Origin of the sequence: Morganella psychrotolerans, assembly GCF_001676155.1 — a bacterium.
GTDB lineage: Bacteria > Pseudomonadota > Gammaproteobacteria > Enterobacterales > Enterobacteriaceae > Morganella > Morganella psychrotolerans.
In genome coordinates this window covers 357,894-376,336 of the sequence record NZ_LZEW01000012.1, presented here as the reverse complement: position 1 = coordinate 376,336, position 18,443 = coordinate 357,894, and the positions used below count along the sequence as shown (strand labels likewise).

Genomic DNA, 18,443 nt, shown 5'->3' with positions numbered 1-18,443 from the left:
CACATTTTCCCCATCTGCTGCGATACTCCCGACCATTACAGTGCGTCAGCTCTCACATATCTGTAGTTGTAACTGATAGTCTGATCCAGACGGAATAATCCCTCACAGACACCATAACGCGATGCATTCAGGAGTTTGAGTATGTTAAAAGTGATCCAATCTCCGGCCAAATACATTCAGGGTCCGGACGCGCTTTACCATGTGGGTAAATACATCAGACCATTAGCAGAAAAAAACGTTGGTGATTGCTGATAAATTTGTCCACGGACTGGTAGGCGAAATCGTAAATGAAAGCCTGAGCGAATATGAAGTTTCCGGTGTCGTTGAGATCTTCGGGGGCGAATGTACTCATGAAGAGATCGAGCGCCTGACCAAACTGGCGAAAAACCATAAATGCCAGGCAGTATTGGGTGTTGGCGGTGGTAAAACGCTGGATACCGCAAAAGCGGTTGCACATTTTGCAAAGGTGCCGGTGATTATTGCCCCGACTATCGCCTCCACAGATGCGCCGACCAGCGCACTGTCCGTTATTTATAATGAACTCGGTGCATTTGACAGCTACCTGTTCTATCCGCAGAACCCGAATGTGGTTGTGATGGACACCAACATTATTGCCCGCGCCCCTGCCCGCCTGCTGGTTGCCGGTATGGGTGATGCGCTGGCGACCTATTTTGAAGCCCGCGCATGCAGTGCAGCCGGTAAAATGACCATGGCAGGCGGCGGCACAACACTGGCGGCGCTGGCTCTCGCCGGTCTGTGTTTTGATACGCTGCTCAGTGACGGTATCAAAGCCAAACTGGCAGTGGAAGCCGGTGTCAGCACCAAAGCGGTGGAAAATATTATTGAAGCCAATACGCTGCTCAGCGGTCTGGGCTTTGAGAGTGCCGGTCTTGCGGCAGCGCACGCTATCCATAACGGGTTTACCGCGCTGGAAGAGTGCCACCACATGTATCACGGTGAAAAAGTCGCCTTCGGCACAATCGTTCAGTTAGTGCTGGAAAATGCCCCGGCAGAAGAGCTTGAGATGGTTCTGGAGTTCTGCGTACAGGTCGGTCTGCCGATTACACTGGAAGAACTGGGTGTCGACTGCATCGGTCCGGAGCTGGAAGAAAAAGTGATGGCGATTGCCGAACTGAGCTGCGCCGATAACGAAACCATCTACAATATGCCGTTTGAAGTCGATTCAGACCAGGTGTACGCCGCCATCATGGCAGCGGATCGCATGGGTCGTGACTGGCTTTATTAATTGATTATGTAAGTTAGTTTGGGGTGCCTGTGGGCGGTAAATGAAGATAGGCGGGCATCCTGAAGTATGACTAACATAAACCCCGGGTTTTTCCTGTATCGTCCGCATAAATCCCCCGATGAAATAACGGGGGATTCTTATTGCGATTTTTAAATAAATATCTATTTGATCCTGAAAACTTGTTTAGGATAGTTTTTATGTTTTGTGTTGATATATACATCCTAGTATAAACGACATTTCGTAATTTAACCGAGCAATAAAACGTTCATGCTAAAATATTAATTACAATGCCATCATATATAGGCAACCTAAATTACAAAAAAAACTGAAACCAAAACTATAAACCGCAAGGAATTGACATGTCTGTATACATAAAGAGTCTAGATATAAACAACTACCTTTCATGTAAAAACACTTCATTTGAATTATCTCCATTCACCCCCCTTGTTGGATATAATAACGCGGGAAAATCAAACATTTTATCAGCAATAAAATGGTTATTAGAAAAAAAGAACATTATCTATAGAGGAAACTTTTAATAATAAAGAGTGTGAAGTTTCTGTATCTGCAACTATAGAGGGCATTGATGATGATGCACTCGCATTAATTACTAGTGACAATAGGAAAAAAAATAAGCCCTTATATTTCTGAAGGAACAATAAAGGTTAGACGGATACAACGAAAAATATCTGGTGCAAAGGCTGCTGATATAAAGTTCGAGGTTTTTGATACTAATAAAAATCCATCATTATGGGTTAGCAATCCCGGTGGAATAGAAGAATCCATTAAAAATATATTCCCAGAGATAATTCATATTAAAGCTATGACTGATGCCGTTGAAGATTCAACAAAAAATAAAACCTCTTCAACAATAGGAAAGCTATTATCCCAAATAATTGAAAGCGTTCAAGAAATTCATGCTACTGAATTTAATAACTCAATAAGAAGATTAAGTGATTTGTTAGCATATGATGGTAGTGAAAGGTTTAAAACAATAAATGAAACTGATAATGGAATAAATGAAATAATAGGCTCATACTTCCCTGACATTAGTGTAAAAATACATTTCCCAACCCCTAGCCTTGAAGAAATATTTAAATCAGGAACCTTAAAAGTTTTTGAGCATGGAAAAGATATTCGTGATATGTCAATGTTTGGTCATGGTAGTCAAAGAACAATTCAGATGGCGTTGATTCAATACCTCGCTAAAATTAAATCCAACTCATCTACAAAGAAAAATCCTAATATTTTATTACTGATTGATGAGCCAGAATTATACTTACACCCTACCGCAGTAGAGTTATTAAGAGAAGCTCTTATAATTTTATCAAAAAAATGGATACCAAGTAATTATCACTACTCACTCCGGATTAATGATAACTTCCAAACAAGCAAATATAGCTGTTCTAGTCAGAAAATCTAAAGAAAGGTGTACTGAGACAAGAAAAACACTTAAACAAGCTATTGCTGAAAAAAATGAAAGATACAAAAGAAGCTCATCACTTTGATAAAATATTCAGTCTAACAAATTCATCTCAAATACTTTTTTCTGAAAAAGTGATCATTGTTGAAGGAAAAACAGAACTAAAAGTAATTGACCCAATATATAGAGTTATTAAAGGTAATAGTCTTGGCGCAAATAAAATAGCATTATTATCTATTGATGGAAAAACTGCAATAAAGCGAACCAAAGAAATATTAAATTGCCTTGATGTTCCACATCGCGTAATTACTGATCTTGATTATATTACGTCGGCAATCGCACATGGTTATATCGAAAAGGAATGTCCTGACATAATGGATATAAAGGCGACATTTATCAAAATGCAAAATGAAAAACCTGATGAAATAAAAATAGATAAGACTACCGGTTTTCCTTCTAATATAAAAAATGGTAATACAGCTGCATATGCTTTTTCATGTTTAGCTAAACATCCTGATGCAATAATTCCAATTTCTAATATAAAGAAAAAACTTAAAGATGATAACATATATATATGGTCTCATGGTGCTATAGAAGATGTTTTTGGTTTTGATGAAAAAAAACGAATCAGAATGGTTTGACTTTAAATCTAAACTAGATGACTCTAAACATGATGACTGGAAAATGATTGTAGAAAACTCTGATGATATTGAAGGCTTTATTAATTGGATTTAATATAAGGTAAATATCTTAAGATAGTATTTGCCATCACAATAGAGTGGTGGCAATTATTCATTTATGACGAGTTTATTAATTCCCGCATAATGTGGGAAGAAAAAAGACTTTTCACTAGTAAAATTGCATTAATTTTCAATGAATTAACAATCTCAATCAAAGATATTACATTTTCAATTAGCTGATGACGAATTTTTTCATTTTCCAGTTATAATTACCCCCTACCTAATAATTCTTGGTGATTTTTGAGATTAACAAACTGCTATTTTACTTGTTTTTTAAATTTAATGGAGATAATTATTGGTCTACGTAAGCAAAAATAAGGCTACGACAGCTTGAAGTACTAAGGGTACTTAACCCACCTTTAACGATACCTTTTTCTTTTAATCTAAAATGCAATACCTTAGATGAAATAGGCGATTTATCAAATCGTTCAACCAGCATAAGTTGTAATTTATACTCGATGAATTTATCCAAGTATCTTCCTCGCATTATCAATTATCCTTGTCCACCTCCCCCCCAAAAACACAGATAATTTCCAAGATTTATTACATTAAGGATTAATCCTGATTTTATCCGCTGTGAAATTAGTTACTCTTCCCTTATCTGATGTTCGGTCACTGACCTTATTATTTCTGAAACGGAATTTTACTCATGCGAATAATACCTTGGCTTATTGTTGGATTATCCGCCACCCTTCTTGCCGGTTGCGGCAGTTACGACCCCATCGACCGCACTATTGTCAGTTCTAAAGTCCTTAGTTCTACCGATGCCTTTAACCCGACCATCTCCACCCGGAGCGAAGATAACTTTATTGGTTTCTCCTATGATCCTAAGAAAAAAGAGTTTCTGATAGTCGGGGAGAAATATTCCTATATTGCGCCGGTTGCAAAGAAAGTACAGTTCATCATTGATACCCCGGCTATCCGCGATAATATCCGTGTGCGGTATCGCGATGAAAAGGGCTGGGGGGGCTGGAATTACAAACTGGTTGATAAAAACGGCATTCCGCTGGAAAAGCCTGAATTAAGTGATCTCACCTTAATTATGTGTTTTAACAACACAGTTCCGCAGTCACAAATTGATGAATACAAAAGAACATTTGAATCAAGCCGGATTTATTTTACTCTTTTCCTGAAAGAGCCATGTTTTTATTTCCCGTTGGGTGACAGCCGCGCGCAAATGTTTACCACCACGCCTGAATCAAAGCGGGCAATAAAAACAAAACTGCCGCGCCCGTTTCCGTATCTGATTGATACCGTCACAGCCAAAGACAAAGCCACACTGGAGTCTCAAAACCGCAAAGCGAAAGCCCTTTCTCCGCTGGCAACCGTTGCGGACGGCCTGCTGACATTTGGTCAGTATCTGGCACTTCCTTTCACTATCTGGCACTAAAAGAACAGGTTACTGATGAAAAAATATTTTTTGCTGCTCTCGCTGCTCCCCCTGCTGAGTGGTTGTATGTCCGATGAAGAATGGCATGCCATGCAAGCCTCAAGACAGGCCGCAGATGAGCGGGAAACCTGTAAGAAGGGGTCACTGACGCTCGGGCAGGATTACGCACTGGCGGGTGTGGAAAGCGCATCTGGTCTGGCGCAATACCGGGAAATGTGTGAAAAACACGATTTTGTTGTTGATCAGAAACAGTGGGACAGCGGACACAAAAGCGGGATGGTTCAATACTGCACACCATTACAGGCTTATAAAACCGGTAAACAAAATTACACGTATGAAACCACCCTCTGTCATGCAAAAGGCACGCGGATATCTCAGCTCAATGCAGCATGGACAATGGGACTGCACTGGAAAGATCTCAACTATCAGATAAAAGAGCTGGCAAAAGAGTATGACAATCTGGAGAGCACCATCAGGGATCTGGATGAGCGTAAAGACAGAATGAAAGATAAAGAGGATGCCCGCGAAGCCCGCTATCTGCTGCGTCGCCTGAAGCAGGAACAGCGTGATTCTGAACGAACCCTGCGCCAGTACCGCAGCCAGCTGAGCGCCCTGGACAGCCAGAACCTCTCTGCCATCGTGAAATATAATTGACCCGGAATATAACGGATTGATCAGAAATATAACGGATAACCTGATGATAAAAATTGCCACTGCCCGGCGTGTTTTGCTGCTCTCTCCGCTGCTTCTGCTGACTGCCTGCGGCGCGATTGGTAATGCCAGTGATAATTTTGATACAGAGCAATATAATGCCACTCCTGAGGGGATCGCCAAAATAAAGGCGCGGGAAGCCGAACGCATGAAAGAGGTGCAGATTCTGCACGAAAAAGAGAAACAGGTTTGTCTGTCCTATCAGGCAGACTGGCGCGGAACCGGATATGATATCGGAACGCGGGGCGGCAACCCGCAATACTACAATTCAACTCTGCGTGATTGTGAGCGTTACAAGCTGAAATTCAATCAAAAACAGTGGGAAGCCGGTTATCAGCAGGGGCTGAAAGACGGTTACTGTGTTTATAAAACGGCGCTGTATGTCGGGCCTGAATATGCGTTTAATAATATGATGGAAACCTGTTCGCCGCTGCTCTCAGAGCGTCAGCGGCAGAATATGCTGATCTTTTTTACCAAGGGCCGGATAATTGCAGATCAGAAATCCGAACTGTCCGATGCGAAATACGAACTGTCTCAGCTGGAAAATAAACTGCGCTACAGTGATGACAGTGAAACTTCCCGCGAAGATCGCCGCGAGTACCACTCGCTTAAACGCACAGTGACCGATTTACAGTACAGGCTGGAACTGCTGCACTCTGAAGCACAGCGTCTGATTATGGAAACGGGCGGCCGGTAATATCAGCCGCCGGTGTGAATACTATGCGGCAGGCAGGATCTCTGCCGCAATGATATCCACTGCCTCTTTTAAATCTTCCAGGGTTATCTGTTGCTGTTTGTTACTCAGCTGAACCCCGTTATTCTTCCTGATCGCCTCAAGATGAGCTGTTTTCGTGACTGAATCTGTAATTTTCCATTCAAAAAAGAGATTGGTATCCGCATCCCGGTTACCGACCACAAGCTGCGTTCCGGCAATAATCAGCATTACCGGCAGCACTTCATACGGCTTCATCTCTTTATTTGTCAGACTAACCGAGGTAATCACCCCGCTGAAATGCAGCACTCCGGGAGCGGTAGTTTCCGTCAATGTATAATGTTTCGCCAGTTCCCGTTTGATCTGCTGATTAGTGTAGTTGAGCAACACCGCCATAAACTGTTTGCCCATCTGATTATTTTTATTCAGCGGTCTGAAAGAAACCGGGGTAAAAATAAGTTTTGTTTCCGGCTTGTCTGTACTGAACTCAGTTGATGTCCATGCCTTTATTTTATTGCCGGACACCGTATCTTCTTCATTCAAACGCTGATAGTCACTAAGAAAACCTGATTGCTCCGTCGTATCCGGCAAACGGCTTGAACATGCCGCCAACAGAAAGAGTGCTGCCGCTGTTATGATGGATTTTGTGACTGTATTCTTTGTGATTGTACTTTTTGTAACGGTATTCTTTGCTGCGCGATGCATATTACTCTCGGTATCTTTATGATTTTTAAAAAGTTACCGGGATGCTAACACCGAAAAAGAGAGTAATATGAATAGAAAATGCGGTTTATACCCGTCATACTTCAGAATGCCTGGTCGTTGACTACAGACCCTATAGCTCAGCTGTAAAAAAACCGGCCGCAGCCGGTTCGTGTTATCTGATATTTATGCCAATGCCCGCGCCAGCAGGGAGATCGGATGCTCACATTTTTTGCTGGTAGACATTTCAATCTGCCATTTGCAGGTTTCACAGTCACTGATCACCAGATCAATGCCGCACTCTTCTATCTGGCGGAAAAGTGGTGAGCCAATGGCCTGCGAGGTTTCGTAATTTTCTTTTTTGAAACCGTAAGTCCCTGCAATACCACAACATTGTGAATCCAGCACAATCAGCTCAACGCCGGGAATTGAGCGGATAAGCTCGAGGGAATACGCCGTCCAGCCCATTTTTTCCATGTGACACGGTGTGTGATACCCCACTCTCAGCGGCGTATGACGCAGCGCAGGCTTACGCCCTTCCTGCATCAGCCGGTAAAGGTAACGCGTCACCAGTTCAATGTTATCGCGCAGCGGTGCGGTATCCACATCCAGAATATGCGGATATTCATCCCGCAGTGTGAATGCACAGGTCGATGACGTCGCAATAACCGGCATATTTTGTTCAACAATGGCTTTAGTGAGTGATTCCACATTTACTGCTGCCTGTTTTTTTGCCTGTTTTTCAAAGCCATTGGCGATCAGTGCCACACCGCAGCATTTTTCCCGCTCAAGCAACTGCACGCCGATCCCCATGCTGTTAAAGACGCGGATCATATCTTTACCAAGCTGCGGATGGTTATAATTCACATAGCAACCATGAAAATACGCGACCTGCTCGCTGAATTTATCCTGTACCGCCTGCTGTTTTTTGTACCAGCGGCGGAATGTCCCGAACGAGTATTTCGGCAGTTCACGGCGGTGGTCGATTTTCAGCGCCGCATCCAGCAATTTACGCACCGGTTTCAGCCCGGTGATCGTATTTACAACCGGTGCAAACGGCGAAGAGAGCGATCCCATCAGATCCGTGTGACTTAAAATCGCATCACGGATTTTCGGACGTGACGGATGATACTTCAGTTTTGCGCGCGCAATAATATCGCCGATTTTTACATCTGACGGACACGCCACTTCACAGCGTTTGCAGTTAGTACAGAGTGTCAGCGCATCGTCATACAGCATCGAGTCTTTCAGGCGCAACCGCTCCCCGTCAGGACCGGCCTGTTTTGGTCCCGGATAGTCCGGATTAACTTTTGCCACCGGACAATAAGTTGTACACACCGTGCATTTTATGCAGTTTTCAAACAGTGTTTGTCCCGCGCTCATGCATTCACCTCCGTTTCATGCATCACTTTTTTGTCCGCCGCCGCCTGCGTCAGGATCTGCTCTGCGGCATACATAGCTGTTGCCAGTGATACTCCGGCACCGCACCCTTCCTGTAACGGGTTATAACCCCCCAGTACCGCACCGATCGCATAAAGATTGGTAATTGCGCCGTTATCATCGGCCGGGTGCAGATGTGCATTTACCGCCACCCCCGCTTCCATATAGCGCTGACGCGCGAACAGATCTGCTGATGTCCATGCATTGCGCGGCAATGTTTGCGTTAAGCGCAGATTGAGCAGCGGTTCATAGATATGGTCAATATCACTCGCCAATCCATTACTGAAGAAACTGCCGGATGCCAGGACAAACTGATCCGCCTGTAACGGAATATCGCCGTGATTGCGGCTGAATAACTGTGTGATACGCGAGCCTTCGCGGCGGGCGGCAATCACGGTATCGCCGGGCATAACAAAACCACCGGCGCGGCGAAAACGGTTCAGCAACGCCTGATGCAGACGGATACCTAACAGAGAGGGCGGCAGTGTCGGCAATTGATACACGGTTTTACCGAGTTGTTGTTGCAGAAATACCACCGCATCCCGGTCATCCAGACCAAAACAGGCAGGTAACACCAACGCCTGCTCTGCAATCGCGCACTGTTTCAGTTCGTCTGCCAGTTCCTGCCGGTTCTGCGGGATATCCAGCAGGCGGGCAATATTAACAGAGCGGAATTCACTCGGATTATTACGCAGCTTATCCAGGCACGGCAGATGAATCGTATAAGCCTGCGCCGGATACCCTGAACGGGTGAGTGCCGCCGCCGTCATTTCTGCCTGAAAATCAAGAAACCCGGTGATCCCGACAATGGCAAGCGGCGGCAGTTCTGCGCTGTTTTTTTCCTGTAAAACAGGCACGACCGCAGGGCTGAGCCAGCTCATGCGCCATTGCCCCATCGGCGTTAAGCGCCAGTGATTTTTCTCTGCCCGCCCCTGTAATTGCAGTTCATCCTGTTGCAACAGCGTCATCGCCTGACTTATTGCCCGGCGGACCCCGCATTCACCCATAACACTGTAAGGATGAGACGGTGCCTGGCGCGCCAGCTCTGCCAGTGCAGAAAAAGGCTCTGTGACCGGCTGCCCGTCCGGCAACGCCGAGAGCAAATCCAGCGAGGCGGAGGAGAAATGCAGCGCGCTTTGTCCGGCACTGATAATGGCGCAGCTCAGTCCGCTTTCCGCCAGTTTTACACCACAGGTCAATCCTGCCAGCCCGCTGCCTGCTATCACCACATCATATTTCATACTGTTCTCCCTGCCCCTCATCCCCGCCGGTTTCCAGACCGCAAAGCCCCTGATAAACCCAACTGGTGAATTCACTTTCACGCAGCGCATTTCCCCATGCTATCGGGCGAACCCCTTTCCAGCGTTCATTGAGGAAATGCATCAGTTCTGTTTCCGATTTTTCCGCTGTGGTGACATTCAGCTGCGTCAGTAAACCCGCCGCACGACAAGCACACAGCTCGCCCTGACAGGTTCCCATTCCCACCCGGGTACGGCGGCGTAAATCGAGCAGGTTTTTCACTGTCAGACTTTCCACCGCATAGCGCACTTCACCGGCGGTGACGGCTTCACATTCACACACCAGGCTTTTATCAAGGCGCGTGGTGTGCGGCAGTTGCGCGGCACGGTCACCGTGACGATAAACCGCAGAGCCGCGCAGCGGTGCCGGCAGCGAGATAACTTTGCGCAGCGTTTGCTCTGCCGACTGTGCAGAGCCCGGCAGCGGTTCATCGGCTGTTGAGCAGAGCGCGGTGTGTCCGAGTTTTTCGCACACCATATTTGTTGCCCATTCTGCCATCAGGCGATATGTCATCAGCTTGCCGCCGGTGATCGTCATAAAGCCGCGCAGTCCGTCGCGTTTTTCGTGATCGAGCAATACGATACCGCGGCTGATATTGCGCCCGGTCGGGTCATCATCTGCTGCCACCAGCGGGCGGACACCTGCGTATGCACGCAGAATACGCGCCTGCGCCATAGCTGGTGCCAGGCGTGACCCTTCGCGGATCAGCGTATCCACTTCATCTGCGGTGACAATCATGTTGTCGATATCATCATAAGGAATGCGGACAGAAGTCGTGCCGATGAGCGAAATGGTATCACCCGGCACCAGGATATCGGCATCACCCGGTTTACGGCAGCGGTTGATCACCCGCTGGTTGATGCGGTGCCCGAGGATCAAAAGCGATCCTTTGGCCGGCAGCATGTTAATGCGCAAATCTGCGTACTCCGCAATGCGCTGTCCCCAGATCCCCGCCGCATTCACCACCACATTGGCATACAGCGGATAACGGCGCTGTTCATGATGATCATAAACCTCCACGCCAATTACCTGATCGCCGTGACGCAAAATACTCATCACTTCGTGGTATGTCAGCACCTGCGCACCATGTTCGCGGGCATCCAGCATATTGGCGGCCGTCAGACGAAACGGATCAACCGTGCCGTCCGGTACTTTTACCGCACCGAGCAATGCAGGGTTAACGGATGGCTCAAAACGCAGCGCCTCTTCCGGCGACATCTGCTGTGTATCAATGCCCGCTTCACGGCAGGCATCCATAAATGTTTTCTGATACTCAGGGGAGTCTTCCGGCAGCGTAATAAACAGCCCGCCGGTATCCTCGACACAGTGACGTGCAATCCGCCGTAAAATACGGTTTTCCGCAATACACTCACGGGCGGATTCAGGATCGGTCACAGCATAACGCGCACCGCTGTGTAACAGACCGTGGTTACGACCGGTCGCACCGGTCGCAATATCAAACCGCTCCAGTAATAATGTACGCAAACCGCGCCGGGCACAGTCCCGTGCCATCCCGGCACCGGTTGCCCCGCCACCGATAATAATGACATCGGTTTCATTGACAGGTGAATCAGACATAGGGTTCCTCTCAGTCGCTTTCCCTTTATACCCTTATTCATTCAAACTGCAGGTGTGTTGGCTACGCTCATCCAGCCGGGTCACATAGTTTATCTATGTTCCCCGCCTGTCTTCCCTTGCCGCCTTCCTGCATCCTGAATGACGTTGGGTATATTATAGAGATAGCTTAGCCTGTTTTTGCAACACCATGATTGATAATGAGCAAAAACGAAAATAAAAAAACCATAATCAGAGTGAAATAATCCACAGTCGTGACGGACATCACATATTTGTAACATACGTTATTTCTGCTGATGTTTCTGCGGGTGAAATACCCGAAAACTGACTGATTTAGCAGATATTTTCATGCCGACTCACACTGCTGCCATTTATTTATTGTTAAGCTAATAATATGCGCTATGCTTTTAGCGCTAATTATCTGTTTACTCTATATATTCGTCTTAACGTAAAATAAACAAAATAATATACAAGTAAATAATTACTTGAGTTATCACGCTAAGTTACAAGGTAATCATCCGAAAAAAACGTTCAATTAGCGATGAAAACCCTTGGTTACATCAAATTTAAACGATTCGCTATTCGTTATACTTTAGCTAAGACATCATTTTTATTACGGATTTGTAACCGCGAATGATTGGTATTCCAATCGACTGAAAGGATTCGGTTACTGATAACAATTTTAAATTTTCGTTTTAGATTTATTTTTACATTTTAACTTTCGATTTACCTGAACAATGGAGAAGCACAGTGCAAACCTTTAATGCCGATATCGCAATTATCGGGGCTGGTGGTGCCGGGTTACGGGCAGCAATTGCTGCCGCTGAAGCCAACCCGCACCTGAAAATTGCTCTGATCTCAAAAGTCTACCCGATGCGCAGCCATACCGTTGCCGCAGAAGGTGGCTCTGCGGCTGTGACGCAATCCCATGATTCCTATGATTATCATTTCAATGATACGGTGTCCGGGGGCGACTGGTTATGTGAGCAGGATGTAGTTGAGTATTTTGTTGAGCATTGTCCGGCTGAGATGACGCAGCTGGAACTGTGGGGCTGCCCGTGGAGCCGTAAAGAAGATGGTTCCGTGGATGTCCGCCGCTTCGGCGGGATGAAAATCGAGCGGACCTGGTTTGCCGCCGATAAAACCGGCTTCCACATGCTGCATACGCTGTATCAGACCTCGCTGAAATACCCGCAGATCCAGCGTTTTGATGAGCATTTTGTCCTCGATATTATCGTGGATGAAGGTCAGGCGCGTGGTCTGGTGGCACTCAATATGATGGAAGGCACGAAAGTTCAGATCCGCGCTAACTCAATCATTATGGCAACCGGCGGTGCCGGACGCGTTTACCGTTATAACACCAACGGCGGCATTGTGACCGGCGATGGTATGGGAATGGCGTTCCGCCACGGTGTTCCGCTGCGGGATATGGAGTTTGTCCAGTATCACCCGACCGGTCTGCCGGGCTCAGGTATTCTGATGACAGAAGGCTGCCGTGGTGAAGGCGGCATTCTGGTCAATAAAGACGGTTACCGCTATTTACAGGATTACGGCATGGGACCTGAAACCCCGCTCGGCCATCCTGAAAACAAATATATGGAACTCGGACCGCGCGATAAAGTGTCCCAGGCATTCTGGCATGAGTGGCGCAAAGGCCGCACAGTGAAAACAAACCGTGGTGATGTGGTGTATCTGGATCTGCGCCATCTCGGTGAGAAAAAACTGCTTGAGCGCCTGCCGTTTATCTGTGAACTGTCAAAAGCTTACGTAGGTGTGGACCCGGTAAAAGAGCCGATCCCGGTTCGTCCGACCGCGCACTACACGATGGGCGGCATCGAAACTGATCATCATTGTGAAACCCGGATCAAAGGGTTGTTTGCAGTCGGTGAATGTTCGTCTGTCGGTCTGCACGGGGCTAACCGCCTTGGTTCAAACTCACTGGCAGAGCTGGTGGTCTTTGGTCGTCTGGCAGGTGAACAAGCGGCAAAACACGCGCAGGAAACGCACAGTGCCAACAGTAATGCTATCGACGCCCGCACAGCGGATATCGAAAACAACCTGAAAGCGCTGATGAACCAGAAAGGCACAGAAAACTGGGCGAAACTGCGCGATGAAATGGGCGAGTCCATGGAAGAAGGCTGCGGTATCTACCGGACGCCGGAACTGATGCAGAAAACCGTCGATAAACTGGCAGAGCTGAAAGAGCGCTTTAAACGGGTTGAAATCACCGATCACTCCAGTGTTTTCAATACTGATCTTCTGTATACCATTGAATTAGGATTTGGTCTGGATGTGGCGGAATGTATGGCGCACTCGGCGCTTAACCGCAAAGAGTCCCGTGGCGCCCACCAGCGTCTGGATGAAGGCTGTACAGAGCGTGATGACGTCAACTTCCTGAAACATACCCTCGCTTTCCATAATCCGGATGGCTCGCCGCACCTGGAATACAGTGATGTGAAAATCACCAAATCCGCGCCGGCAAAACGCGTTTACGGCGGCGAAGCTGCTGCGGCTGAACAGGCGAATAAAGAGAAGGAAAACGTCAATGGCTGAGATGAAAATGCTGAAAATGTCCGTGATGCGCTATAACCCGGAAACGGATAGTGAGCCGCATAATGTGACGTATCAGGTGCCTTACGATGAGCAGACTTCACTGCTTGATGCGCTGGGCTATATCAAAGATAACCTGGCTCCTGACCTCTCATACCGCTGGTCATGCCGCATGGCTATCTGCGGCTCGTGCGGCATGATGGTCAATAAAGTGCCGAAACTCGCCTGCAAAACGTTCCTGCGCGAATATCCGGAAGGCATGCAGATTGATGCTCTGGGGAATTTCCCGGTCGAGCGCGATCTGGTGGTCGATATGACACACTTTATTGAGAGTCTGGAAGCGATTAAGCCCTATATTCTCGGCAATGATCGCAAGCCGTCCGAAGGACCGAATAATCAGACACCGGCACAGATGGCGAAATACCATCAGTTCTCAGGCTGTATTAACTGTGGTCTGTGCTACTCCGCCTGTCCGCAGTTCGGGCTGAACCCGGAATTTCTCGGACCGGGTGTCCTGGCACTTGCTCAACGTTACAACACTGACAGCCGTGATCACGGTAAAAAAGAGCGCATGGCGCAAATCAATGGTGATAACGGGGTGTGGAGCTGTACATTCGTGGGCTACTGCTCTGAAGTTTGTCCGAAACATGTGGATCCGGCGGCGGCAATTCAGCAGGGGAAAGTCGCCAGTGCGGAAGACTTTATTATTGCCCGTCTGAAACCACAATAAGGAAGAGAGAAATGACGACCAAACGTAAACCTTATGTGCGTGAAATGACACCGACATGGTGGAATAAGCTCGGTTTTTACCGTTTTTACATGGTGCGCGAAGGCACGGCGGTGGTTCAGCTGTGGTTCAGCCTGCTGGTAATGTACGGTGTTTACTGCCTGAAAGGCGGTCCCGCTGACTGGGCTGATTATGTCCATCTGCTGCAAAACCCGGTTGTGGTGTTAATCAATATCCTGACACTTGCCGGTACACTGCTGCACACCGTCACCTGGTTCCAGCTGGCACCCAAGGCTGCCAACATTGTCATTAAAAATGAAAAAATGGGACCGGAGCCGATTGTACGCGGGCTTTGGGTGGTTACCATCATTGTTAACGCCGCTATTCTCGCCGTTGCACTGCTGTGATAAGGAAGGAAGCCGAAAATGATTAATCCGAATCCGAAACGCTCACAAGAACCGGTTTTCTGGGGTTTGTTTGGTGCGGGCGGTATGTGGAGTGCGATTGTCGCACCTGCCGTTATTGTGCTGCTGGCCTTTATGCTGCCATTTGATATTGCACATGGCGCACTCAATTACGGGCGGGTTCTGGCATTTTGTCAGAGCTTCATCGGTAAAGTATTCCTGCTGCTGATGATTATCCTGCCAATCTGGTGTGCGCTTCACCGTCTCCATCACTGTATGCATGACCTGAAAATCCACGTCCCTGCCGGACGCTGGGTGTTTTATGGTTTAGCTACGATCCTCAGTGTGATGGCAGTGATTGGTGTGTTTACTCTGTAATCACGGTAACTGCCTGATAAAAAAAGACCGGCTCTTTTGAGCCGGTCTTTTTACTGCATAATAATTATGCCACTTCTGCCATATTCAGCTGCCAATAGCTGAGCTGAACATGGGAAAGTCCGCGAAAACTCAGTGTGGCGGGCTGTACAGGAAAATAACGGTTACTCATCACCGCAACACCATCATTGATAAAAATCTCAACACTGGAATGATCAGTGAAAATGTGGAGTTGTGTCACTTCACCCTGCCAGTAACGATGCAGCCAAACACCGCTTATCAGACTGCGGCGTGATAAACGGACTTCCTGTCCGTCATAGGAAAAAATCAGTTGTTTGCTGAAATTGAGAATAAGCGGTCCGGTCAGTTTGATGATAACTTCCAGGCGTCTCGCATTCAGTTCCAGGGCATTATCCGCCTCGCCTGACCACTGCCCGCCTGCGCCGCGTAATTGTTTAAGCTCGGCAACCGGTTGCTGATACAAATGCCCTTTGCGCAATGATAATTCACGCGGGCAGGTCATCTGATGGATCCAGCCATTTTTTATCGTCGGCTGCAACATTTCCTCACCATCAGGCACCCCCATCCAGCCAATCATGATACGGCGGCCATCTTCTGCCAGTGATGTCTGCGGCGCATAAAACTCAAACCCGGCATCCACCTCATTCACCTGAGGTTTATGGTTGTAAATTTTACTTTCATAATCAAACTGCCCGACCAGATAAGTGCTCGGGTAGGTGTTAAGGAAACGGGTTGCATCACGGGGCATTCCCTGGGGGCAACATAATAAGACCCATTCACCATTCAGTTTGAACAGATCCGGGCACTCCCACATATATCCCGCATCACCCAGACCACCATAATGACTGCCCGCCAGAATACCGCGCAGCGTCCAGTCACCTAATTCAGCGGCGTCATACAGCAGCACTCTGCCCTTATCATTATTATCACGGGCGCCCAGCACCATATACCAGTGGTTATTATGCCGCCAGATTTTCGGATCACGCACATCACCGCTGTACCCTTCAGGCAGCCCGAGTACCGGTCCGTATTTTTCAAATCCGCCGTCAGGTTTCTCCCGCGCCAGACATTGCCTCGCCGTTCGTGAGCCGTCGCTGTATTCAATATTACCGGTATAACAGAGCGTCAGGGTACCTTCGTTATCCACAGCACTTCCGGAAAAGCACCCGCCGGAATCATTATTTCCGGAAGGCAGCAGCGCAACCGGGGCATGGGACCAGTGAACCAAATCCTCTGAATGCCAGTGTCCCCAGCATTTTTTTTCATGTTCACAGCCAAAAGGATTCCATTGATAAAACAGATGCCAGCGACCTTTATGATAAATAAACCCGTTAGGATCATTCATCAGGCCGCAGACAGGCGCCGCATGCCAGCCGGGATAATGCGTATCCCGCTGTGCACGCCCCTGATGCTTCATCAGGGCCTGAATAATTCCTGACAGCAGTGTCGCCTGAACCATATATTTATCCTCGGTTTTATCTCTCAGAAACCATGAAACCATAAATACAGTACTTAATGCGAGTACCATTCCGCTCAGATAATTCAGAATCTATCATTATGGTCTGTCATCCGGGTAGTTTTATTGTCCGGTAAATAACCGGTAACCGAATTGATACAGGGATGAAAACGTCGTGAACATATAATGAAGTTTCATACTACCGGGTTAAATCACAGGTGTTCAATATCACTACTGTTTAATTTTATAATTAATTTTTAGCACAAACCAGATAATTGTGCGATAAGAAAAAAACAAAAAACCCGCATATATGCGGGTTTATACATAACAAAAAATCAGATTATTCTTTTCTGACAGGACCTGTTCAGAAATAAAGATTAACGTTTATACAAAAAGACGTTTTCAAAAATATAAGACTAACTTTTGTTATTGCTTTGTTCATAAAAAAAGCGGTAATTAACCTAATAATTTACCGATCAGTTTACCAACAACAGGGATACCTTTCAGAGCAGTTTCAACACGGCCGCCCAGTTTGTTACCCAGACCAGCAACCAGTGCTGCGCCTTTTTCCCCGCCAAATTTAGTACCGATACGGCCACCAAATGAAGTCATAGCGTCCTGAAGACGGCCGGCACCAGAAACTGCATTAACTTCAACGATGTTTAATTCTTTCATTTTTAATCCTTTACGCCCTTCCCGGGCAATATAATGTGATATATCCGTATTAAAGTACTGCGATAATATGCTTACCGCCACTTTTGGTTTCGCTACATAAGTAATGTAGCGTGGGCGTATTATAGTCCCGGAAATATAAAGAAACAAAGTTCTAAATGGTTATTTAATTCACGATGAAAAGTATTTTCCTCTATAAATACAAACATTAAATATTAATACTGCTTATATTTAAACGCAGTGATTATTACGTACAAATATTAACCAATAAAATCATAGTAATAAAAAAAAAACACCCGATGATGTTTCGGGTGTTTTTTTATAAAAATCGAAAAAATATCAGGAACGCTATGCGTTACCACGCAAAAAATAAGAAACATCTTCTTCAACACTTTCCATTGCCAGCAAAGCATCCAGTGTATCGCGGGCTTCCTGCTCATCAATAATGCTCATCGCAAAACCAACATGCACTAATACCCATTTACCCAGCATAGCGGCCGTTTCACCTTCACAAACCAGCGCGATATTCACATCCCGTCTGACACCACATACTTCAACTTGCGCATTGTCTGTCGCAGATTCACCTACAGTGACAATTTGCCCGGGAATACCTAAACACATAACCGGCTCCTGATTTGCTAAAATGCCCTTACGGGACTATTCAATTTCGATTTGCTTCACCTGCATGGCGTCGCTGCTGTCTACCTGAAGATTATGGCTGCCGCAATGCGTACACCCGGTACTTAACCCGGGCACACTGACTGTCTTCTGACAATCACGACACCAGGCTTGTGCCGGTACAATGGTAACATGCAGCTCAGCACCTTCCGCCACCGAATCACGGCAAACGATATCAAAACAAAAATGCAGTGCATCCTTTTCAATACAGGATACGGTACTCAGTTCAAGCCAGACGCCGGTAACGCGCTGCGCCCCGCTCTGTTTTGCCTGCTGTTCAATAATATCAAGCGCATTCTGACATAACGTAACTTCATGCATC

At 46.7% G+C, this 18,443-nt stretch carries 18 protein-coding genes and 2 pseudogenes; 11 read left to right on the top strand and 9 right to left on the bottom strand.

Translation table 11 applies throughout. The features are described 5' to 3' along the window. The first annotated feature begins 141 nt into the window (after window positions 1–141). From AYY16_RS12115 to AYY16_RS19815, 4 genes and pseudogenes are all read left to right on the top strand, one after another. Window positions 142–1,246, top strand: a pseudogene (locus AYY16_RS12115) (glycerol dehydrogenase). A 359-nt stretch (window positions 1,247–1,605) separates the two neighbouring features. Then, window positions 1,606–1,785 carry an AAA family ATPase gene (locus AYY16_RS21710; protein WP_082970717.1) on the top strand — a complete coding sequence of 60 codons (180 nt, stop codon included), beginning with the start codon at window positions 1,606–1,608 and terminating at the stop codon, window positions 1,783–1,785. A 74-nt stretch (window positions 1,786–1,859) separates the two neighbouring features. Continuing rightward, entirely contained in the window at window positions 1,860–2,669 is an 810-nt protein-coding gene (locus AYY16_RS19820) for an ATP-dependent nuclease (RefSeq protein ID WP_082970716.1), read from the top strand. 53 nt (window positions 2,670–2,722) lie between these two features. Then, complete coding sequence (locus tag AYY16_RS19815; protein ID WP_156664999.1) at window positions 2,723–3,310, top strand: ATP-dependent endonuclease; 588 nt, start codon at window positions 2,723–2,725, stop codon at window positions 3,308–3,310. 155 nt (window positions 3,311–3,465) lie between these two features. On the opposite strand, the pseudogene AYY16_RS21140 reads toward AYY16_RS19815, so the two are convergent. Further along, window positions 3,466–3,896: pseudogene (locus AYY16_RS21140) on the bottom strand (hypothetical protein). Window positions 3,897–4,058: 162 nt separating this feature from the next. Here AYY16_RS21140 and AYY16_RS12105 point away from each other — a divergent pair. The 3 genes from AYY16_RS12105 to AYY16_RS12095 are packed head-to-tail and all read left to right on the top strand — an operon-like array spanning window position 4,059 to window position 6,207. After that, a complete protein-coding gene (locus tag AYY16_RS12105; protein WP_067366743.1) occupies window positions 4,059–4,799 on the top strand; it encodes a hypothetical protein in 741 nt (246 codons plus the stop codon). Window positions 4,800–4,814: 15 nt separating this feature from the next. Beyond that, window positions 4,815–5,453, top strand: a complete 639-nt coding sequence (locus tag AYY16_RS12100; RefSeq protein ID WP_067366741.1) for a DUF2799 domain-containing protein — start codon at window positions 4,815–4,817, stop codon at window positions 5,451–5,453. 43 nt (window positions 5,454–5,496) lie between these two features. Continuing rightward, window positions 5,497–6,207: a DUF2799 domain-containing protein gene (locus AYY16_RS12095; RefSeq protein ID WP_150384925.1), complete on the top strand. Its 711-nt coding sequence runs from the start codon at window positions 5,497–5,499 to the stop codon at window positions 6,205–6,207. 21 nt (window positions 6,208–6,228) lie between these two features. Here AYY16_RS12095 and AYY16_RS12090 read toward each other — a convergent pair whose 3' ends face one another. The 4 genes from AYY16_RS12090 to glpA all read right to left on the bottom strand — a co-directional run bounded on the left by AYY16_RS12090 (window position 6,229) and on the right by glpA (window position 11,241). After that, complete coding sequence (locus AYY16_RS12090) at window positions 6,229–6,927, bottom strand: DUF3313 domain-containing protein (RefSeq protein ID WP_067366736.1); 699 nt, start codon at window positions 6,925–6,927, stop codon at window positions 6,229–6,231. Between the two features lie 183 nt (window positions 6,928–7,110). Continuing rightward, on the bottom strand, window positions 7,111–8,307 hold the full coding sequence (gene glpC / locus AYY16_RS12085; RefSeq protein WP_067366732.1) for an anaerobic glycerol-3-phosphate dehydrogenase subunit GlpC: 1,197 nt from the start codon (window positions 8,305–8,307) through the stop codon (window positions 7,111–7,113). Beyond that, entirely contained in the window at window positions 8,304–9,605 is a 1,302-nt protein-coding gene (gene glpB / locus AYY16_RS12080) for a glycerol-3-phosphate dehydrogenase subunit GlpB (RefSeq protein ID WP_067366729.1), read from the bottom strand. Before glpB ends, glpC begins: the two co-directional genes overlap by 4 nt. Continuing rightward, complete coding sequence (gene glpA, locus AYY16_RS12075; RefSeq protein WP_067366726.1) at window positions 9,595–11,241, bottom strand: anaerobic glycerol-3-phosphate dehydrogenase subunit A; 1,647 nt, start codon at window positions 11,239–11,241, stop codon at window positions 9,595–9,597. Before glpA ends, glpB begins: the two co-directional genes overlap by 11 nt. A 747-nt stretch (window positions 11,242–11,988) precedes the next feature. Here glpA and frdA point away from each other — a divergent pair. From frdA to frdD, 4 genes are read left to right on the top strand one after another with little or no spacing between them, the layout of a single operon-like run. Continuing rightward, entirely contained in the window at window positions 11,989–13,791 is a 1,803-nt protein-coding gene (frdA, locus tag AYY16_RS12070; protein WP_067366723.1) for a fumarate reductase (quinol) flavoprotein subunit, read from the top strand. Further along, window positions 13,784–14,518, top strand: coding sequence for a succinate dehydrogenase/fumarate reductase iron-sulfur subunit (locus tag AYY16_RS12065; RefSeq protein ID WP_067366720.1), 735 nt, complete (start codon window positions 13,784–13,786; stop codon window positions 14,516–14,518). Before frdA ends, AYY16_RS12065 begins: the two co-directional genes overlap by 8 nt. 11 nt (window positions 14,519–14,529) lie before the next feature. Then, complete coding sequence (frdC, locus tag AYY16_RS12060) at window positions 14,530–14,922, top strand: fumarate reductase subunit FrdC (RefSeq protein ID WP_067366717.1); 393 nt, start codon at window positions 14,530–14,532, stop codon at window positions 14,920–14,922. Between the two features lie 18 nt (window positions 14,923–14,940). After that, complete coding sequence (gene frdD, locus AYY16_RS12055; protein WP_067366714.1) at window positions 14,941–15,297, top strand: fumarate reductase subunit FrdD; 357 nt, start codon at window positions 14,941–14,943, stop codon at window positions 15,295–15,297. A gap of 64 nt (window positions 15,298–15,361) precedes the next feature. On the opposite strand, the gene AYY16_RS12050 is transcribed toward frdD, so the two are convergent. The 4 genes from AYY16_RS12050 to hypA all read right to left on the bottom strand — a co-directional run bounded on the left by AYY16_RS12050 (window position 15,362) and on the right by hypA (window position 18,442). Further along, on the bottom strand, window positions 15,362–16,774 hold the full coding sequence (locus tag AYY16_RS12050) for a sucrose-6-phosphate hydrolase (protein ID WP_067367291.1): 1,413 nt from the start codon (window positions 16,772–16,774) through the stop codon (window positions 15,362–15,364). 453 nt (window positions 16,775–17,227) lie between these two features. Beyond that, on the bottom strand, window positions 17,228–17,446 hold the full coding sequence (locus AYY16_RS12045) for a hypothetical protein (protein ID WP_150384924.1): 219 nt from the start codon (window positions 17,444–17,446) through the stop codon (window positions 17,228–17,230). A gap of 345 nt (window positions 17,447–17,791) precedes the next feature. Beyond that, window positions 17,792–18,064 carry a hydrogenase maturation factor HybG gene (gene hybG / locus AYY16_RS12040; protein WP_067366708.1) on the bottom strand — a complete coding sequence of 91 codons (273 nt, stop codon included), beginning with the start codon at window positions 18,062–18,064 and terminating at the stop codon, window positions 17,792–17,794. A gap of 36 nt (window positions 18,065–18,100) precedes the next feature. Next, window positions 18,101–18,442 (bottom strand): hydrogenase maturation nickel metallochaperone HypA, encoded by a 342-nt coding sequence (gene hypA, locus AYY16_RS12035; protein ID WP_067366705.1) that lies wholly within the window; start codon window positions 18,440–18,442, stop codon window positions 18,101–18,103. Window position 18,443: the final 1 nt, after the last annotated feature.